The sequence below is a fragment of the Streptosporangium sp. NBC_01755 genome, assembly GCF_035917995.1.
Taxonomy (GTDB): domain Bacteria; phylum Actinomycetota; class Actinomycetes; order Streptosporangiales; family Streptosporangiaceae; genus Streptosporangium.
On the sequence record NZ_CP109131.1, the window covers coordinates 2,468,316 to 2,487,643 of the forward strand.

At 69.9% G+C, this 19,328-nt stretch carries 15 protein-coding genes; 9 read left to right on the forward strand and 6 right to left on the reverse strand.

Annotation, left to right across the window (positions count from 1 at the left end):
• Positions 1-160: 160 nt before the first annotated feature.
• Together mca and OG884_RS11275 are read left to right on the forward strand one after the other, a co-directional pair.
• Positions 161-1,045 carry a mycothiol conjugate amidase Mca gene (gene mca / locus OG884_RS11270; RefSeq protein WP_326644792.1) on the forward strand — a complete coding sequence of 295 codons (885 nt, stop codon included), beginning with the start codon at positions 161-163 and terminating at the stop codon, positions 1,043-1,045.
• A 34-nt stretch (positions 1,046-1,079) separates the two neighbouring features.
• Positions 1,080-1,280 (forward strand): hypothetical protein, encoded by a 201-nt coding sequence (locus OG884_RS11275; protein WP_326644794.1) that lies wholly within the window; start codon positions 1,080-1,082, stop codon positions 1,278-1,280.
• Between the two features lie 301 nt (positions 1,281-1,581).
• On the opposite strand, the gene OG884_RS11280 is transcribed toward OG884_RS11275, so the two are convergent.
• Entirely contained in the window at positions 1,582-2,742 is a 1,161-nt protein-coding gene (locus tag OG884_RS11280) for a hypothetical protein (protein ID WP_326644796.1), read from the reverse strand.
• Between the two features lie 263 nt (positions 2,743-3,005).
• Between OG884_RS11280 and OG884_RS11285 the strand changes: the two genes are divergently transcribed.
• Positions 3,006-5,006, forward strand: coding sequence for a thioredoxin domain-containing protein (locus tag OG884_RS11285; protein ID WP_326644797.1), 2,001 nt, complete (start codon positions 3,006-3,008; stop codon positions 5,004-5,006).
• Positions 5,007-5,068: 62 nt separating this feature from the next.
• Here OG884_RS11285 and OG884_RS11290 read toward each other — a convergent pair whose 3' ends face one another.
• Both OG884_RS11290 and OG884_RS11295 read right to left on the reverse strand, forming a co-directional pair.
• Positions 5,069-7,228, reverse strand: a complete 2,160-nt coding sequence (locus tag OG884_RS11290) for a transglycosylase domain-containing protein (RefSeq protein ID WP_326644799.1) — start codon at positions 7,226-7,228, stop codon at positions 5,069-5,071.
• A 104-nt stretch (positions 7,229-7,332) separates the two neighbouring features.
• Complete coding sequence (locus OG884_RS11295) at positions 7,333-7,812, reverse strand: Lrp/AsnC family transcriptional regulator (RefSeq protein ID WP_030910940.1); 480 nt, start codon at positions 7,810-7,812, stop codon at positions 7,333-7,335.
• Positions 7,813-7,914: 102 nt separating this feature from the next.
• Here OG884_RS11295 and hppD point away from each other — a divergent pair, with 102 nt between their 5' ends.
• The 3 genes from hppD to OG884_RS11310 all read left to right on the forward strand — a co-directional run bounded on the left by hppD (position 7,915) and on the right by OG884_RS11310 (position 11,338).
• Positions 7,915-9,024 carry a 4-hydroxyphenylpyruvate dioxygenase gene (gene hppD, locus OG884_RS11300; protein ID WP_326644802.1) on the forward strand — a complete coding sequence of 370 codons (1,110 nt, stop codon included), beginning with the start codon at positions 7,915-7,917 and terminating at the stop codon, positions 9,022-9,024.
• 69 nt (positions 9,025-9,093) lie between these two features.
• The gene (locus OG884_RS11305) at positions 9,094-9,786 is read left to right on the forward strand and encodes an RDD family protein (RefSeq protein ID WP_326644803.1); all 693 of its coding nucleotides are present in this window, start codon (positions 9,094-9,096) and stop codon (positions 9,784-9,786) included.
• A 73-nt stretch (positions 9,787-9,859) separates the two neighbouring features.
• Positions 9,860-11,338 (forward strand): M1 family metallopeptidase, encoded by a 1,479-nt coding sequence (locus tag OG884_RS11310; RefSeq protein WP_326644805.1) that lies wholly within the window; start codon positions 9,860-9,862, stop codon positions 11,336-11,338.
• Positions 11,339-11,464: 126 nt separating this feature from the next.
• Here OG884_RS11310 and ilvA read toward each other — a convergent pair whose 3' ends face one another.
• The gene (gene ilvA / locus OG884_RS11315; RefSeq protein WP_326644807.1) at positions 11,465-12,673 is read right to left on the reverse strand and encodes a threonine ammonia-lyase; all 1,209 of its coding nucleotides are present in this window, start codon (positions 12,671-12,673) and stop codon (positions 11,465-11,467) included.
• Positions 12,674-12,905: 232 nt separating this feature from the next.
• Here ilvA and OG884_RS11320 point away from each other — a divergent pair, with 232 nt between their 5' ends.
• A complete protein-coding gene (locus OG884_RS11320) occupies positions 12,906-13,520 on the forward strand; it encodes a hypothetical protein (protein WP_326644809.1) in 615 nt (204 codons plus the stop codon).
• Between the two features lie 67 nt (positions 13,521-13,587).
• On the opposite strand, the gene OG884_RS11325 is transcribed toward OG884_RS11320, so the two are convergent.
• Positions 13,588-14,769, reverse strand: coding sequence for an FIST signal transduction protein (locus tag OG884_RS11325; protein WP_326644811.1), 1,182 nt, complete (start codon positions 14,767-14,769; stop codon positions 13,588-13,590).
• A 305-nt stretch (positions 14,770-15,074) separates the two neighbouring features.
• Between OG884_RS11325 and OG884_RS11330 the strand changes: the two genes are divergently transcribed.
• Positions 15,075-16,472: a sigma 54-interacting transcriptional regulator gene (locus OG884_RS11330; RefSeq protein WP_326644813.1), complete on the forward strand. Its 1,398-nt coding sequence runs from the start codon at positions 15,075-15,077 to the stop codon at positions 16,470-16,472.
• Between the two features lie 10 nt (positions 16,473-16,482).
• The gene (locus tag OG884_RS11335; RefSeq protein ID WP_326644815.1) at positions 16,483-18,429 is read left to right on the forward strand and encodes a vWA domain-containing protein; all 1,947 of its coding nucleotides are present in this window, start codon (positions 16,483-16,485) and stop codon (positions 18,427-18,429) included.
• Between the two features lie 45 nt (positions 18,430-18,474).
• Here the strand turns inward: OG884_RS11335 and OG884_RS11340 are convergent, their stop codons facing one another.
• Positions 18,475-18,885, reverse strand: a complete 411-nt coding sequence (locus tag OG884_RS11340) for a DUF6292 family protein (RefSeq protein WP_326644817.1) — start codon at positions 18,883-18,885, stop codon at positions 18,475-18,477.
• Positions 18,886-19,328 lie beyond the last annotated feature (443 nt).

Here is a 19,328-nt window from a genome sequence, read left to right on the forward strand (position 1 = left end):
CGACCGCCCAAGAGAAACTAACCTCTTTACAGAGTGACGTAAGCCGAGGGCGCGCGGGGCACCGCGTCGAGCGGAGCGGGGTATACGGCCAGGTTAGGCCCTCCGTGAGGCAACCGACGACGATCCGAAGCGTGACCGACACAGAGGAGACACCGAGCCCGTGAGTGCACCACTCAGGCTGATGGCCGTCCACGCGCATCCCGACGACGAGTCGAGCAAAGGCGCCGCCACCATGGCGCGCTACGTGGCCGAGGGCGTGGACGTGCTGGTCTGTACGCTCACCGGGGGCGAGCGCGGGTCGATCCTGAACCCCAAGATGGAGCGTCCGGAGATCCTGGAGAACATCGGCGAGGTGCGGCGCCTGGAGATGGAGCGCGCCCGCGAGATCCTCGGCGTGCGGCAGCGCTTCATGGGGTTCATCGACTCCGGCCTGCCCGATGACGAGAGCGAGCCGCTGCCCGAGGGCTGCTTCGCCCTGCAGCCCCTGGAAATCGCCTCGGCCGCACTGGTGGCGGCCGTCCGCGAGTTCAGGCCGCATGTCATCCTCACCTACGACGACGACGGCGGCTATCCGCACCCCGACCACATCATGACCAACCGGGTCTCGGTGGAGGCGTTCGATGCGGCGGGCGACCCCGACCGCTACCCCGGCACCGGCGAGCCCTGGCAGCCCCTGAAGCTCTACTACCACATGGGTTTCACCAAGGACCGGTTCGAGGCGCTGCACGAGGCGATGAACTCCCGCGGCATGGGCTCCCCCTACGCCGACTGGATCTCCCGCTGGGAGGACCGCCCGCAGAAGTGGCCGGTGACCACCCGTGTCCCCTGTGGCGACTACTTCGAGATCCGCGACGAGGCGCTGCTCGCGCACGCCACGCAGGTAGACCCGGACGGCTTCTGGTTCGTCTGCCCGCGCGACCTGCAGTGTGAGATCTGGCCTACCGAGGACTACCACCTGGCCCGCGCGCTCGTGGACGTCGAGCTTCCCGAGAACGACCTGTTCACGGGCATCCACGCGGACGCGGTCTCGCACGCCTGCCACTGACGCGACCATGGGGTGGCGGTGGCAGACTTGACGTGTGATTACACCTAACGTCCTCGATGAGTCCGTCGTCAATCCTGGCCTCGTGGGCTTCCTCGTCGTGGCGGCGATGGGGTTCGCCCTCTACATGCTCGTCAAGTCGATGAGGAAGCAGATCTCCCGGATCGAGGTCCCCTCCGAGGCCGAGCTGAGGAAGCAGAGGAAGCAGGAGACCACCACGACACCGACCGTCCCCTAGCCCGACTCCGCGCACGTCCCCGGCCGCCGGGGGCGATCAGGGAGCGAGCGGGGGCGACAACCCGCATCGCCGGATCCGTGACCCCGACCGGCGAGGGTATGACGCGCGCGAAAACCCGCCCGGCAGGGCCGACACTCCGAGGACGATCATGGCCGACGACATCGACGAGGACGCCTGACCTCGGGGACCGCACGGCGAACATCCGGTTCCCCGGACCTGGCCGACAACCGTCCCCGTGACCCCTCCGCGCGCCCCTGCCGTCAGCCGCCGAGGGCGCCCGGATGACCCGGCCACGCCGCCCTCAGTCTCCCAGGGCGTCCGTCGAGGACCAGGCTCGCTCCAGCGCCTTGGGCAGGCCCCATCGGCCCAGCGGAGTGAGCACCTCGGTCCTGTCGACGATCCCGAGACACGCCCAGAGCGGGGTGACCGAGCTGAAGAGCGTCTCGGCCGCTTCCAGGTCCTCCGGCTCGTCCATGTCGACGTCGATGTCCTCCGACTCCGCGATGAGCCGGGCGATCCGCTCGGGCGAGGCGAGCACCCCGGGGCCGCGCCTGGCCAGGGCCGCGACCACGGCCAGCCAGTCGGCGTGGTGGATCGCGCACAGGGCGGCCAGCACCGAGTCCTCGTGGCTGAGCTCCCCGTCCAGGTCGGAGAAGACCTCCAGCCGGTCCTCCTCCTCCGGCAGGTCGGAGATCGGCCCCGCGATACCCGCCGTGACGGTCAGCCAGAGTTCCTCGTCGTCGGCCGGCAGCGGCCCCCCCTCGTACCCGGCGCAGGCCCGAAGCACGTTTCCCGGATAGCCGGGCCGGCCAAGCACCTCGCGCAGCCGAGCGGCCGCGGCCCGCAGCTCCCTGACAGGCCGCTCGGGGGCGGGCAGCTCGGCCAGGATGCGGCGCAGCTCGCCCAGGGCGAACGCCTCCTCCTCGTCCCAGGCGGCGAACATCTCCTCGTCCTGCTCGTCGGAGACCGCGGTTCCCGGGACTCGCCCGTCGGGCAGCGGACCGGTGAGCCAGCGCTCCTGGAAGTCCGCGTAGACCTCCCTGGCCTGCTCGTCGCCCCGCGCGAGCGCGTCCGGGTCGATCTCCCCCGCGGCGACCCGCTCCTCCAGGTAGGCGACCAGCCTGTCGAACATCTCCTCGCCGACCGGTCCCCGCTCGTCCTCCTCAGGCCAGACGAAGAAACTGCGGGTGAGCAGGAGCGGCTCGGTGCCCGTGGACTCCATCCAGCGCTGCACGTCCCCCACGGTCGCGCCGCCGGACTCGATCGCGCTGAGGGTCGCCTTCGCGGAGTCCCAGAAGGGCACCGACAGCGGGTTGCCCGCCGCCAGCAGCGCCCGCCTCAGGTCGGGCAGCGCCACCAGAGCCACCCCGGACGGCACGGCGAGCAGCGCACGGGCAACATCACGCCGGGTCAGCTCGGAAGCCGCCCTTCCGGCGTGCACACAGACGAAGTCGAGATCCACGCCCAGTGAGCCTACGCCCGAAGCGCGGTGAACACACCTTCCCCTGCGGGTGGCCCTGTCCCGAGGTCTCTCACCACCGCCGGTCGGCCTTCCGGCGAGACACGGTGAACACACCTTCCCTTGCGGGTGGCCCTGTCCCGAGATCTCTCCCCGCCACGGCGAGATCCGCCGGACAGGGCCTAGTGTGAGAAAAACCGTGACGCGCCGAGTTCCGCGCACCTCGCGAGGAGAACGTACGCACCACATACGCAGAAAGGGTCTTTATGAACCGCTTGAAGGACGCGACGAGCCCCTATCTGTTGCAGCACGCGGACAACCCCGTCGACTGGTTCGCCTGGGGGGACGAGGCCTTTGCCGAGGCGGAGCGGCGGGACGTGCCGCTGCTGATCAGCATCGGCTACTCGGCGTGCCACTGGTGCCACGTGATGGCCCACGAGTCGTTCGAGGACCCCGGCACGGCCGCGCTGATGAACGAGCGCTTCGTCAACGTGAAGGTCGACCGCGAGGAGCGCCCGGATGTCGACGCGGTCTACATGACGGCCACCCAGGCCATGACAGGCCAGGGCGGGTGGCCGATGACCGTCTTCGCCACCCCGCAGGGCCACCCCTTCTACACCGGCACCTACTTCCCCAGGCAGCAGTTCCAGCGGCTGCTGGCCGGTGTGTCGAACGCCTGGACCGGCGACCGGGAGGCGGTGCTGGAGCAGAGCTCGAAGATCGTGGAGGCGCTGAACGAGCGGTCGGCGATGCCGGCCGGGCCACTGCCCACGCCGAGCACGCTCACGCGGGCCGTGCAGAGCCTGGCCGAATCCTTCGATTCGGCCCGCGGCGGCTTCGGCGGAGCGCCCAAGTTCCCGCCGTCGATGGTCCTGGAGTTCCTGCTGAGGTACGGCGCGGCCGCGGGCGGGGAGGATGCGCGGACGACCGCGAACGCGGCGATGTCCATGGCCGACCGGACGCTGGAGGCCATGGCCCGGGGCGGCATCTACGACCGGCTCGGCGGCGGCTTCGCCCGCTACAGCGTGGACGCCGACTGGGTGGTGCCGCACTTCGAGAAGATGCTCTACGACAACGCCCTGCTCCTGCGGATCTACACGCACTGGTGGCGCTCAAGCGGCTCCGTCCTAGGCAGGAGGGTGGCACTGGAGACCGCCGACTGGCTGCTGGCCGAGATGCGCACCCCCGAGGGGGGCTTCGCCTCCGCCCTGGACGCCGACAGCGAGGGTGTGGAGGGCAAGTTCTACGTCTGGACCCCCGAAGAGCTCCGCGAGGTCCTCGGCGAGGAGGACGGCGCCTGGGCGATCGACCTGTTCGAGGTGACGGGGACGTTCGAGCACGGCGCCTCGGTGCTCCAGCTCCTCGCCGACCCTGACGATCCCGAGCGGTTCGCCCGGGTGCGCTCCGCGCTGCTGGCCGCGCGGGCCCGCCGGGTACGGCCCGGGCGCGACGACAAGGTGGTGGCCGCCTGGAACGGCCTGGCCATCGCCGCCCTCGCCGAGACCGGCGCCCTGTTCGACAGGCCGGATCTCGTCGAGGCGGCACGCGAGGCGGCCTCGCTGATCGACGGACTCCATCTTGACGGCGACCGGCTGCTGCGCACGTCCAGGGACGGCCGCGCGGGCACCAACGCGGGGGTCCTGGAGGACTACGCCGACCTCGCGGAGGGCCTGCTGACCCTTTTCGGGGTGACCGGGGAGGTCCGCTGGTTCCGGCGGGCCGAGTCGCTGCTGGAGGCCGTCCTGGAGCGCTTCCCCGACGGCTCCGGCGGGTTCTACGACACCGCCGACGACGCCGAGCGGCTCTTCCAGCGCCCGCAGGACCCGACGGACAACGCCACTCCCTCCGGCCAGTTCGCCGCTGCGGGGGCACTGCTGTCGTACGCGGCGCTGACCGGCTCGTCCCGGCACAGGGTCGCGGCCGAGGCGGCCCTGGGCACGGTCACCGTCCTGGCCGACAAGCACGCCCGGTTCGCCGGGTGGGGCCTGGCGGTGGCACAGGCCGCGGTGGCCGGCCCGATCGAGGTCGCGGTCGTGGGGCCGGCCGGCGATCCGGCGACGGCGGCCCTGCACAGGGCTGCTCTGATGTCGCCCCTGCCCGGCCTGGTCCTGGCGCTCGGAGAGCCCGATTCCGGCGAGGTTCCGCTCCTGGCCGGCCGGGGCCTGGTGGGGGGCGGGCCCGCGGCCTACGTGTGCCGCGGCTTCACCTGCCAGATGCCCGTCACCACCCCCATGGCCCTGCGAGCCGAGCTGGCGAGCGAGGCGTAGGGGGCGCAGGAGGCGGGGCGCAGGAGGCGGGGCGCAGGAGGCGGGGCGCAGGAGGCGTAGGGTCAGTCGCCCCGCGTGGGGGCCTCGATCCGGCGGCCCAGGCCGTCGAGGCCGAGCTCGTCGCCGCCTCCTCCGTCCCGCACCCCGGCCCCGTCGTCGGGGCCACCCTGCCCGTCGTCGCCGGGAGCCCAGGTCCGACCGGGACCCGGGGTCTCCTGCGGGGTCTCCTGCGCGGGGCCCGTGCTCTGGCCGGGGTCCTGGGTGCCCATCTCACCGGGGGTGGGGTTGGGGGTGAAGCCGCCCTGGTCACCGCCCTGGTCGTCGTACCGGCCGCCGGAGGTGTAGTCGTCGTACGGGTTGGAGTAGCCGTAGCTGGACGGCTCCTTGAACTCCTTGACCGGCTTGCCGTTCATCGCCTCGGTCATGAAGGCGCGCCAGATCTGGGCGGGATAGGACCCGCCGTACTGGGCGCTGCCGTCCACGGTCACCGGCTTGTTGTCGTCACGGAACATGTTGACCGCCGTCGCCAGCTGCGGGGTGAACCCGGCGAACCACACGGCCGCCGACTCGTCCGTGGTGCCGGTCTTGCCCGCCACCGGGCGGTCGTATAGGCGGGCGCCCGAGCCGGTGCCCGCCTCGACGACCTGGGTCAGCGCGTAGGTGGCGTCGATGGCCGCCTGCTCGCTGAAGGCGCGCTTGCCCTTGGTGGAGCTCTTCACGACCTTCCCGTCGGCGTCGGTGACCGAGCGGATCACATGGGCCTCGTGGTGGACGCCCTCGGCGGCGAAGGCGGCGAAGCCCGAGGCGTTCTGCACGGCGCTCACCGAGGCCACGCCGAGCGGGAGGGTGGCCGCGCCCCGGTGTGGGTCGAGCTGCTCGCCGGGGATTCCGGCGGCCTCGGCGACCTTGACCACCTTGTTCAGGCCGACCTTCTGGGCGAGGTCGACGAAGGCGGTGTTCACCGAGCTCTGGGTCGCCTTGACCAGGTTGACCTGACCGTAGGAGTAGCCGCCCGAGTTGGGGATGTCGGCGGAGGCGATCCGCAGCGGCGAGTTGCCGTCGACCCTGGTGTCGAGGCCGAAGCCGTTGTTCAGGGCCGCGGCCAGCGTGTACGCCTTGAAGGTCGATCCGGCCTGCACCTTGGCCGAGAACGAGTTGTCGAACTTGTTGGTCGCGTAGTTGCGACCGCCGTAGAAGGCGAGAACCTCACCGGTCGCGGGGTCGACGGCGGCCAGCCCGGTGCGGACCTTCTTGGGGGTGCTCTCCGGCAGGACCGAGGTGACGGCGCGCTCGGCGGCGGCCATCAGGTTCTTGTCGAAGGTCGATACGATCTTCAGCCCGCCCTGGTTGATGACCTCGTCGGTGTAGCCCCTGCTCTTGAGCTCGGCCGCCACCTGGTCGAGCATGTAACCCTCCTGCCCCTTGGGCGCGAAGATCGCCTTGGGCTTTCCGAGGGTGGGGAAGGTCACCTCGGCGGCCTCGGTGGAGGTGACGGCCCCGATGGCCACCATCCCGTCGATCACCGACCTCCAGCGGTCCCTGGCCGCGTAGAGGTCCGCGCCCTGCGGGTCTGCGAACCTGGAGGGCTGCTGGATCACCGCGGCGAGATAGGCGCCCTCGGCGAGGGTCAGCTTGCCCACGTCCTTGCGGAAGTAGGCGTCGGCCGCCGCCTGGACCCCGTCTGCGCCCCGGCCGAAGTAGATCGTGTTGAGATACTGCTCCAGCACCCAGTCCTTCGATTTCGACTGGTCCACCTTCAGGGAGATCATGATCTCCTTGAGCTTGCGGATTATGGAACGTTCCTGACTGAGGCCGCTGTAGTAGTTGCGGACCATCTGCTGGGTGATCGTGGAGCCGCCCTGGAGCTGCTGCCCGGTGACCGTGGACCACATGGCCCGGAAGGTGCCCTTGAGGGAGATGCCCTGGTCGTTGTAGAACGAGCGGTTCTCCGCGGCGATGACCGCGTTCCGCAGGCTCTGCGGAACCTTGTCGAGGGTCACGCTCTTGCGGTTGACACCCTGCTTGGCCAGCACGGTCTTGCCGTCGCGGTAGAAGATCACCGAGCCCTGCGCGGTGGCCCTGGGCTGCGTGCTGTCCGGGATGGGGGTCATCGCCCACACCACCCCGAGCAGGCCGATCACCGAGATGACACCGACGCCGAAGACGATGAGTGTGATCCGCAGGAGCTTCCTCCTGGGACTGCCCGTCCCGCCCTTTAGCACGCGTGACCCCCCGATCGGATCCGCCGCAGACCCCCGACGGTTGCGCGGACCGTTAAGGGTAAACGATGGATAACGGTGTCTGGCCCCTGCTTGGCATGGTACGGCTAGCTCCTCCCCTTGCGCGGGACATCGGCCACCAAAGGCAGAACACGGTATGGCACAGGGGTGTCCAAGGCGATCACCGACGAGGTCCTGACCACGCCCCGGACATCAACGATCAGGTCAATTACCCGCTGCAGATCGGCATTGCTGCGCGCCACCACGCGGCAGTGCATGTCGTCACCACCGGTGATCGTGTGCACCTCCAGCACCTCGGGAATGGCCGCGAGTTGCACCGCGACCGGGTCGTGCCCGCTGACCTGGCGGATCTGCAGGGTCACGAACGCGGTCACGTCGTAGCCGAGCGCCGCGGGGGCGATGTCCGGGCCGAACCCGGTGACCACCCCCCGGGCGACCAGCCGGTCGAGGCGTGCCTGCACGGTCCCCCTGGCCACACCGAGCCGCCGCGAGCACTCCAGTACCCCGAGTCTGGGCTCGGCCGCCAGCAGGGCGATGAGGCGGGCGTCGAGCTGATCGATCGTCATGATGTACAGGCGCTCCGCAATGATCGGCAGGTGATTGTACATATTGTGCACTGTTTCAAATGAGTGTTGCACAAACAGACCAGCGAATCAGACAGTATCCGCATGAGTGACATCTTTCCCGTGAACGGTATGGACGCCGTGGTTTTCGCGGTGGGCAACGCCAAGCAGGCCGCCTACTACTACTCCAGTGCTTTCGGCATGCGACTCGTGGCCTACCGGGGCCCGGAGAACGGCAGCCGCGACGAGGTGGCGTACGTCCTCACCTCGGGCGCCGCCAGGTTCGAGTTCCGCGGGGCCGTACGCCCGGGCGCCGGCGTCGCCCGCCATGTGGCCGAGCACGGCGACGGCGTGATCGACCTCGCCATCGAGGTCCCCGACGTGGACGCGGCCTACACCCACGCGCTCGCCCGGGGCGCGCGGGGGCTGTCGGAGCCGCAGGTGCTGGAGGACGAGCACGGCAAGGTCGTCCTCGCCGCGATCGCCACCTACGGCGAGACCCGGCACACCCTCGTCGACAGGTCCAACTACAGCGGCACCTACCTGCCCGGCTATGTCCCGGCGGAGCCCCTCCTCCCAGCCCCCGACGTGAAGAACGGCCGCCTGTTCCAGGCGGTCGACCACTGCGTGGGCAACGTGGAACTCGGCAAGATGGACGAGTGGGTGGAGTTCTACAAGCGGGTCATGGGCTTCACCAACATGGCGGAGTTCGTCGGCGACGACATCGCCACCGAATACTCGGCGCTGATGTCCAAGGTGGTCGCGGACGGCACCCGCAAGGTGAAGTTCCCGCTCAACGAGCCGGCGATCTCCAGGAAGAAGTCGCAGATCGACGAGTACCTGGAGTTCTACGGCGGCCCCGGCGTGCAGCACGTCGCGCTTGCCACCAACGACATCCTCGGCACCGTCGACCACATGCGCGAGGCCGGGGTCCGTTTCCTGGACACGCCCGCCTCCTACTACGACGACCCGGAACTGCGGAAGCGCATCGGCGAGGTCCGCGCGCCGATCGAGGAGCTGAAGAGGCGCGGGATCCTGGTCGACCGGGACGAGGACGGCTACCTGCTGCAGATCTTCACCAAGCCGGTGCAGGACCGTCCGACCGTGTTCTTCGAGCTGATCGAGCGGCACGGCTCGCTCGGCTTCGGCAAGGGCAACTTCAAGGCGCTTTTCGAGGCAATCGAGCGCGAGCAGGACCTCAGGGGAAATCTGTGATCGCGGCTCAGAGGCAACCCACAACCGCCTTTGGCTTTGCGATGGCACTCTTGCGGCAATCAACCATAAATGGGATCAGTACCGCCACCGCCGGATGACCAGGGATCGGACCCGTGGTCGGAGCCCGCTCCACCGGGACCGGGCCACCCGGGCCCCGGTCCCGGTCCCCACTACGGACCCGGCCCGGAACCCGGCCCCCGCCACGGGCCCGGTCCGGAACCCGGTCCCGGCTACGGCCCCGGTCCGGAACCCGGTCCCGGTCCGGAACCCGGTCCCGGCTACAGTCCCGGCCCCGGTTACGGCGGAGGGCCCTTCAGCGGGCTTCCCGGAGCCGGGAACATACGGCTGGGCGGGCGATGGCGCCGTCTGTTCGCGGGCATCCTCGACCTCGTCATCATCAGCCTCATCTCCGCGCCGTTCAGCTACCGGACCGTCAGCACCATCACCGGCTCCGAGGGCTTCGTCTCGATAACGCCCCACGCGGAGACCCTCCTGGTGGCGGTGATCGGCTTTCTGTACTACTGGCTGCTGACCGCCTTCTGGAACGGGCAGACGCCCGGCAAGCGCCTCTTCCATCTGCGCGTGGCCGACATGGGCGGACGGAGGGCCGACGCCGGGCAGACGGCGATTCGCGAGCTGGTCCGGTGGGTGATGTACGTCACCTGCTGCCTGGGGTGGATAGACCTGGCTTTCATCCTTTTTCAGTCGCGCAAGCAGGCCGTGCATGACATCGCGGCCGGGACCCTTGTCGTAGACGCCTGATCGGCGCAGGTCAGTCGCGTAGTGTGCCGTACACGGGCTCGGCCTCTCGGGCCGTGGAAGGGGAGTTGAGGGTATGGCGTCCAAACGGCTGGCCACCACGGCGACCGCCGCTCTGCTCAGCACACTCGCGACCGTCGGCACGGTCGCCTGTGCCGCGTCGAGCGGGGAGAGCGTCCCGGCGGTGAACTCGGCGTTGTCGGGCCCCTCCGCGTCCCCCCTGTCCGGCTCCACCGCTGACAGCGGGGCCAAGCCCGGCTCCCCCGGGATCGGCGACCCCGGCTTCCCCACAGACGGCAACGGCGGCTACGACGTCGACCACTACCTGCTCAAGCTGGGCTACAACCCGTCTTCGAAACACCTGGCCGGGGTGGCCAGGATCGACGCCCGGGCCACCCAGCACCTGGCGAGCTTCAACCTCGACCTCTCAGGCTTCACGGTCAGCCGGGTCACCGTGGACGGCAGGCCCGCGAGATTCGACCGGGCCGGAAGCGAGCTCACCGTCATCCCCGCCGCGTCCATCCCGAACGACGCGGCGTTCGCCGTCGAGGTCGCGTACGCCGGAGAGCCCAAACCGGTCCGGAACTCCTCCAATCTGGGCACGTACGGCTTCATTCCAACCAGGGATGGCGCGTTCGTCACGGGTCAGCCCAACGGCGCCAAGACCTGGTTCCCCGGCAACGACCATCCCGCCGACAAGGCACGCTACGACTTCGAGCTCACCGTGCCCACGGGGCTGACGGCGCTGGCCAACGGCGAGCTCGTCGGCGAGCCGAAGACCGCCGGGGGCAAGACGACCTTCCGGTGGCGGGAGAGCCACCCGATGGCCAGTTACCTGGCCACCATGACACTGGGCAGGTTCGAGGTGCTCCAGGGCAAGACCGCCGGGGGCCTGAAGAACCTGGCGGCCGTCGACCCGATCTTCCGCGGCTCGCTGCAGAGGTTGTACGACGTGTCGGGGAAGGTCACCGACTACTGGAGCACGATTTTTGGGCCCTACCCCTTCTCCTCCACCGGGGGCGTGGTCGACGACTTCCCCGCGGGCTACGCACTGGAGAACCAGACCAAGCCCATGTACGGCGGATTCGCCCCTGGCGACGACATCATCGCCCACGAACTGGCCCACCAGTGGTTCGGCGACAGCCTCAGCATCAAGCGGTGGAAGGACCTGTGGCTCAACGAGGGCTTCGCGACCTACGCCGAGTGGCTCTGGTCGGAGCACGAGGGCCGGTCCACCACCGAACAACTCTTCCGCAGGCACTACGCCGCCGGCGCCGACGACCCCATCTGGAGCTACGCCCCCGGCCGGGCCAAGCCGGAGGACCTGTTCAACAAGTCCGTCTACAACCGGGGCGGCATGACGCTCCACGCGCTCAGGCAGCGGATCGGCGACCCGGCGTTCTTCAAGCTGCTGAAGCAGTGGGTCGCCACACACAAGTACGGGAGTGTCACGACCCCGGAATTCATCGCGATGGCCGAGAAGATCTCCGGCAAGAACCTCTCCGCGCTCTTCGACGCCTGGTTGTTCACCGCGGAGAAGCCGTCCACCTGGTGACGCGGCTGCGGACCTCGCGGGCCGGGTCCGGCCCACCCTGAGAACCCGGGCGAGACATCCCCTCCCCCGTCCTGACCCGGCTGCGGACCTCGCGGGCCGGGTCCGCCCCCTCGCCCCCCTGATGACTCAGGTAAAGCTGATCTTGTATCCGTCCCCCCGCAAGGAGCCCAGCACCTCCTCGGAGTGCACCGGCCCCCTGGTCTCCAGTTGGAGCTGCACCTCGACCTCGCCGGGGTGCATGCCCAGCCGCTCGTGCACGATGTCGAGCACGTTGGCGCCGAGTTCGGCCAGCCTGACCAGCAGCGCCGCCAGCGCGCCCGGCTTGTCGGAGAGCGGCACCCGCAGGGTCAGATAGCGCCCCGCGGCGGCCAGACCGTGCCGGAGAACCTTGGCCAGGAGCAGCGGGTCGATGTTGCCTCCGGAGAGCACGGCCACCACGGGCGGCTCGAAGATCCGTGGGTGGGCCAGGATCGCGGCCACCCCGGCCACACCCGCCGGTTCGACGACCTGCTTGGCCCGTTCGAGGCAGAGCACCAGCGCCTGGGAGATCTGACTCTCGGTGACGGTGACGACGTTGTCGACCAGGTAGTGGATCAGTTCGAAGGGCAGCTCGCCCGGACGGCCCACGGCGATGCCGTCGGCCATCGTCGAGGCGGGCCGGACCTCGACCGGATGCCCGGCGGCCAGCGACACAGGGTAGGCGGCGGCCCTCTCGGCCTGGACCCCGACGATCCGCACGCCCGGCTTCAGCGACTTGACCGCGAGCGCGACCCCGGCGGCCAGCCCCCCGCCGCCCAGCGACATCACGATCGTGCCTACCTCGGGGAGCTGCTCCGCGATCTCCAGCCCGATCGTGCCCTGCCCGGCGATGACGTCGGGATGGTCGAAGGGATGGATGAAAACCGCCCCGGTCCGCTCGGCATGCTCCTTCGCCCGCTCCAGTGCGACGTCCACGGTCTCGCCCGCGAAGATCACCTCGGCGCCGTACGAGCGGGTGGCGGCCACCTTGGGCAGCGGTGCCCCTCGCGGCATGTAGACCGTCGAGGAGGCCCCGACCAGCCCGGAGGCGAGCGCCACGCCCTGCGCGTGGTTGCCCGCACTGGCCGCGACCACCCCTCGCCGCCGCTCGCTCTCGGTCAGCCCGGCGATCCTGACGTACGCCCCCCGGATCTTGAAAGAACCCGAGCGCTGCAGGTGCTCGCACTTGAGGTGGACGGGTCCGCCGACGATGCCCGACAGCACGTGCGAGTGGAGCAACGGGGTGCGCAGGGCGACATCGGCCAGCAACTCGCGCGCGGCGACCACATCCTCGTAGGTCACCCGGGACTCCGACATGCGGGCCATCGTACGACGTGCGCTCGCGCTCTCGCGCTCTCGCGCTCTCGCGCCGGATCAAGCGGGAGTCACGGCCAGGACGGGCTCGGCCACCGTCCAGGGGCGCCCCAGTCGCTTACAAGGGCCTTACAAGACGGTGCGAGCAGACTCGGGTGGAGACGGAATCGGTTCCTGGACAACACGGAGCGCAGATGTACGCGGTGACCGACACCGGAGGGCAGGGTTTCCTGACATGACGGAAGGGCGATTCACAGAGGAGGAGTACGTCGAATGGGCGAAGCGGCGGCTCGGCGACCGCCCGATCCCCGGCGAGCTGCTGCGGATGGTCGCCATCCAGGCCGCCCGGCCACCCGGTGCGGACCGGGACGCCGACCCGCTGCACGAGATGGAGATCACCGTGCTGGGGCCGGGGAGCACCCATCCGGTCTTCGACGACGACGCCAACCGAAAGATCGGCGGGTCGTGGTCGGAGCTGTTGAGCCACCTGTTCCCCGCCGTGGAGACGTTCAACTCGCCCTCGCTCGGCGACGGTGTGTACGGATACTGGCTGCACCCGGATGAGCGGGCGGCGAGGCCGCCGATCGTCGCGATCGACAGCGAGGGCACCTTCTTCGCCCCGAGGGGAAGCACCCTCCTGGAGGCGCTGATCAACGATTCCGGCATCGACGATGAGGCGTTCGCGTGTCTGGCGGACCGGTTCGCCGCCGTCGGCCTGCCCATCTCGCCGCGCAGCCGTGCCGAGATCCCCAAGTCCGCCATCGTCATGGACCCCGAGGTGCTGGAGAGGACGGTGGACGCCGAACACCGGGCGGCCCACGCCGCGGGCAAACTCTTCGCCTCGTTGTGACCCTCGTTGTGACCCTCGTTGTGACCCTCGGCCCTTCTCGGCTGAACACCACCGGTGCCCGCCGACCTCACGGGTGGCCGGCGGGTGGGCGGGTGGAGAAGATCAGGACCGAGGCGGTGAAGCCGTGGACGTGGTTGTGGCCGCCCACGGGGCCCACCTCTCCCGCGGCGAAGAATCCGGCCACCCCGATGGGCCCCAGAGTGTCGCGGACGGCGACGGCGTCGTGGTCGGCGCTGCCGAACATGGCCGAGCCCCGGCCGTTGCAGGAGAACAGCAGAGCGCCGTCCACCCGGCCGAACTCCTCGCGGTGGGCGTCCAGCAGTTCGTACAGGTCCTCGTCGGCGGTGGCGGCGTCGCGGACCTGGAATCGGACGGTACGGCCGATCTCGACGACATCGCCGATGGCCACGGCCTCGCGTTCGGGGTCGATGCCGAGCACGCCCCGGATCAGGAAGTCGCCGCGCTCGTGCCGTTCGGCGTACTCGTCCATGGCGATGCCGATCTGCAGCCCCGAGGCGACCAGGTCGCGGTCGTCCTCGTCCAGGGCGCTGACGATCTCCTCCAGCCGAGCCAGGGCGGGCTGTCCCGCGAGTTCGAGCAGGAGGTTGTCCTCCACGGAGGTGACGGCCATCGTCGGGCCGATCGGGCGACAGCCCTGGCTGACCACGGTGCTGACGTTGAGGTCACCGCTGAGCAGCACCCCGACGGCCCCCTCTGTGTAGATCCTCCCGTCGGCGAACAGCCGCACCGCGCCGCGGCCCTGGGTCGCGTTGGCCAGGCCGCCGATCAGCGGAAGGTCTCCCATGACCTCCTCGGAGCGCTCGACGAAACCGTCGGTGGGGAAGGTGTAGGGGTCGGCGAGCAGGATGGCGGCGTGATCATCGGGGCCGCGATCGGGCAGGCCGACCACGACGAAGCGGTCGTCGGTCCGCAGCGTGTCGAGCGCGAAGGTCGTCAGCCTGGCCCCGCCCAGGGTGGCGGCCCAGGCACTGACCGCGGGAGTGACCTCGACCCCCTGCCCGTCACCGATGACCCCGGTGGCGCTACAGCCGAGGACGGCGGCGCCCGGCGCCATGCTCATCGCACGCAGTCCGGCGCGGGAGACCTCGTCGGGATCGTCTCCGCAGATGAAAAAGCAGAGCAGGTCGGCGGGTCCGGACAGGCCGAACAGAGCTTGACGCACCGCGGTCTCGGCTGCGGCGACCAGATCGGACCCCACTGCGAGGCCATCGGCGAAACGGCTTGTCATCAGCGCCACTCGTCTCGCCTCTCCCTCTCGTCTGACGGCTCGCCCGGGAGTGACCGCGGTCCCGCCCGATGCCTGCCGTGAAGTTGGTGAATGCCGGATCTGCCTGACGTCCCCTCCGAGGTCGTCATGACGCCTTGATCCTGGAATCACCCGGTGTCTTGTCTTGGAGCGATTCTCCCCACTGCCGACACAAGCACTCGCGTGAAGCCCCACACAATATTGACCTCCTCTCGGCTCGCAAAGGTCAAGATCCAAAAGATGGATGAGAGTGTCGGATCGGGCGTTGTGGACGTAGGCTCAGTCCCGTGCCTCAAATCCCAGAGCCACGTACTCTGCGCGAGCTGCGCGCGAGCGGCCATATTCACCGTACGGTAAAGGCCGAGATCCGTGAGAACCTCCTGGCCCGCCTGCGGGCAGGGGAGTCGCGGTTCCCCGGCATCGTGGGCTTCGACGACACCGTCCTGCCATACCTGGAGCGGGCGCTGCTCGCCGGACATGACCTGGTCCTGCTCGGTGAGCGAGGTCAGGGCAAGACCCGCCTGATCCGCACCGTGACCGGACTCCTCGACGAGTGGACCCCCGTCGTCGAGGGCTGCGAGATCAACGACCATCCCTATGAGCCCGCGTGCGTCCGCTGTCGCCGCCTGACCGACGAGGCGGGCGAGGAGTTGCCGATCTCCTGGAAACACCGGGACGAGCGGTACGGCGAGAAACTCGCCACCCCCGACACCTCCGTCGGCGACCTGATCGGCGACATCGACCCAATCAAGATCGCTGAGGGGCGTACGCTCGGCGACCCGGAGACCGTCCACTACGGCCTGGTCCCCAGGAGCAACCGGGGCGTGTTCTCCGTCAACGAGCTGCCCGACCTGGCCGAGCGCATCCAGGTCTCGCTGCTCAACGTGCTGGAGGAGCGCGACATCCAGGTCAGGGGCTACAACCTGCGCCTGCCCCTGGACATCCTGCTGATCGCCAGTGCCAACCCCGAGGACTACACCAACCGCGGCCGGATCATCACCCCGCTGAAGGACCGTTTCGGCGCCGAGATCCGCACCCACTACCCGCTCTCGATCGAGACCGAGCTGGTCCTGATCCGCCAGGAGGCCGCGCTCGGCCAGGTGGGCGCCGACCTGCCCGACCACCTGATCGAGGTGATCGCCCGCTTTACCCGGCTGGTCCGTGAGTCCACCGCCGTGGACGCGCGCTCGGGGGTCTCGGCCCGCTTCTCCATCGCCGCGGCCGAGACCACGGCCGCCTCGGCCGTACGGCGTGCGGCGCTGACCGGCGAGGACCACGCGGTGGCCAGGGTCGCCGACCTGCCGGGGATCGTGCACACGCTCCGCGGCAAGGTGGAGTTCGAGGTCAGCGAGGAGGGCCGGGAGACCGAGGTGCTCTCACACCTGCTCCGCAGGGCGGTGTCCGAGACGTTCCGCGGCACGCTCGGCGGCACGGACCTGGCCCCGCTGCTGGAGATGTTCGCAGAGGGCGTCCAGGTCGAGTCGGGGGTGACGGTCCCGGCGGCCGAGCTGCTGCGCAGGATCGGCCCGGTGCAGGGCCTGGCGAAGATCATGTCCCAGCTCGGCATCGGCGACGAGTCCCCCGGCCACGCCGCCGCCGCGTTGGAGTTCGCCCTGGAGGGCCTGTACCTCCTGCGTCGGCTCTCCAAGGACGAGGTGGACGGCACGACGATCTACCGCACCTGAGGTGTCTGGCATGAGCTATCGCTATGGCGAATATCGGGACGGGCCTGACCCGCTCGCCCCTCCGTACGACGTCCGTTCGGCGCTGGACCGGATGGGCGACGCGATCCTGTCCGGTTCCAACCCCGCCCACGCCCTGCGCGACCTGCTCAAGGAGGGCCTGCCGGGCGCGCAGGATCGGCGTGGGCTTGACGATCTGCTCCGCGAGGTGCGGCGGCGGCGCCGGGAGCTACGCGAGCGCGGGCGCCTGGACGGCACGCTGGAGCGGGCCAGGGCGCTACTGGACAAGGCGATCGACCAGGAGCGGGCCGAGCTGTTCCCCGACCCCTCGGACGAGGCCAGGCTGCGTGAGGCGGAGCTGGCCGGTCTTCCTGACGACACGGCGAGCGCCATCCGGGAGCTGGGTGACTACCAATGGCGCTCGGCCGCCGCCGGGCAGACCTTCGAGGAGCTGCGTGACCTGCTGCGCGGGGAGGTGCTCGACAGCCGGTTCCGCGGCATGCGGCAGGCTCTGGCCGATCCCGACCCCGCCGCCATGGAGCGGGTCAGGGAGATGATGTCCGACCTGAACGACATGCTCGGCCGGGATGCCCGCGGTGAGCACACTCAGGCAGATTTCGACCAGTTCATGTCGAAATATGGGGACATGTTCCCGGAATCACCACGGAACCTGGAAGAGCTGGTCGACACCCTCGCCCGGCGGGCCGCGGCCACCCAGCGCCTGCTGGCCTCCCTGACCCCGGCCCAGCGCGAGGAGCTTGGCCGGCTGATCGAGCAGACACTCGCCCAGGCCGGGCTGGACGAGCAGATGCGCCGCCTGGGCGAATCCCTGTACGCCCGCCGCCCCGACCTCGCCTGGAACACCCCCGAGCGGCTGAGCGGCGACGAGCCGTTGGGGATGTCCGACGCGGTGAGCGCGCTGGACGAGCTCGCCGACCTGACCCAGCTGGAGGCCGCGCTCCGCCAGGACTACCCCGGTGCCCGGATGGACGACATCGACGAGGCCGCGATCCGGCGAGCCCTCGGCCGGGCGGCCGTCGACGACCTGCAGGCGCTCAGGCAGATCGAGCGCGAACTGGAGCAGCAGGGCTACCTGCTGCGCCGGCGCGGCAAGCTGGAGCTCACCCCGAAGGCCGTCAGGCGCCTGGGCGAGACCGCGCTGCGCCGCGTCTTCGCCTCCCTGGAGAGCGGGCGCCGCGGCGACCACGACCAGGTGGACGCGGGCTCGGCCGGTGAGCTCACCGGCTCCTCACGGCCCTGGCGGTTCGGCGACGAGCAGCCGATCGACGTGGTCCGCACGGTGATCAACGGCGTCCGGCGCGGCGGAAGCACCGGCGCGGTGACCCTGTCCGTCGACGACTTCGAGGTGGCCGAGACCGAGCGACGCACGGCGGCGGCGGTGTGCCTGCTGGTCGACCTGTCCTACTCGATGGCGCTGCGCGGCACCTGGGCAGCCGCCAAGCAGACGGCGATGGCGCTGCAGGCGCTGGTGGCCTCGAAGTTCCCCCAGGACTCGGTGCAGATCATCGGCTTCTCCAACTACGCCCGCGTGCTGCAGCCCGACGAACTGGCGGGCCTGGAGTGGGACATGGTCCAGGGGACGAACCTGCACCACGCCCTGCTGATCGCCGGACGTCACCTGGACCGCCACCCCGACTTCGAGCCGGTCGTGCTCGTGGTCACCGACGGTGAGCCCACCGCCCACCTGCGGCGCAACGGCTCGGCGGCCTTCGAGTGGCCGCCCACCCAGGAGACGCTGGAGCTGACGCTCGCCGAGGTCGACAAGATGACCCGGCGCAGGGCGACGCTCAATGTCTTCATGCTCGCCGATGACGAGCGTCTGAAGGATTTCGTGAACGAGGTCGGGCGGCGCAACGGCGGCCGGGTCTTCTCTCCCGGCGCCGACCGCCTGGGAGAGTACGTCGTCAGTGACTTCCTGCGGGTCCGCCGCACGCGCTGACGGGTCCCGCCCGGCATTCACCCACCGGGGGCCTCGGACGTCGGCCTAGCCGATGTAGCCGTCGAGTGCCAGGTCGAAGCCGTCGTGGTAGTGGCGGTAGGAGCGGTAGCAGGGGCGCCACGCCGTGCTGTTGCCGACGCCCGCGCGGGCGTCGGCAACAGCGGAGGGGAGCCGGCGGGGAGCGAGCAGGAGGCCGCCGCCGAGATAGCGATCGTCGGCGAGGACGGTGGGGGTGCCCGGGTCGCCGCTCGCATAGCGGCCACGGCGCCAGCCGCTCTCCTCGTCCCAGACCAGCGCGTCGCCCCCGGTCAGGCGGACGGTGACGGTGCGCGGGTCGCAGGGACCCTGCCACCAGCTCTCGACCTGGTCACCCAGTGCCTCGACGGCGAGGCTGACATAGTGGGCCGGCTGGTCCCGCCACTCCTCGGTGTACGGCTCAACGTGTTTGACAGCCACGGCGGGCACTCCTTCGTGCCGTCTATCTCTGTTCGGTGGAAGGCCCGCCCGGCACGACCACGACTTCGCCGCCGGTCTCACATCACATGGGAACGGGCTCTTCCTCGATCCTACTAATCCCTGGGTGTGCTCAGAGCAGGATGCGAAGATCGACCATCCCTCGACCGGCAACGTCCACCTCAACGCCCACCCCCCGAAACGTGACCCTTTCGTAACAACACCTTCGGGGCGGCCGCCGTCTACCTAGTAAAGAAAGTTCACCGATTCAAGGGGGAGGAATGAGTCCGATGCTCGCGGGAATTCTCGTGGCACTGATGCTCATCGTCTGCGTCTGCTTCGAGGTGTGCATGGTCCCGCACGGCCGCGACAGGCACGACGGCATCGAGGGCGATTGACCTCCACCCCCGGGTGTCCGACCGACCCGGCCCGAACGGCGCCCGCCG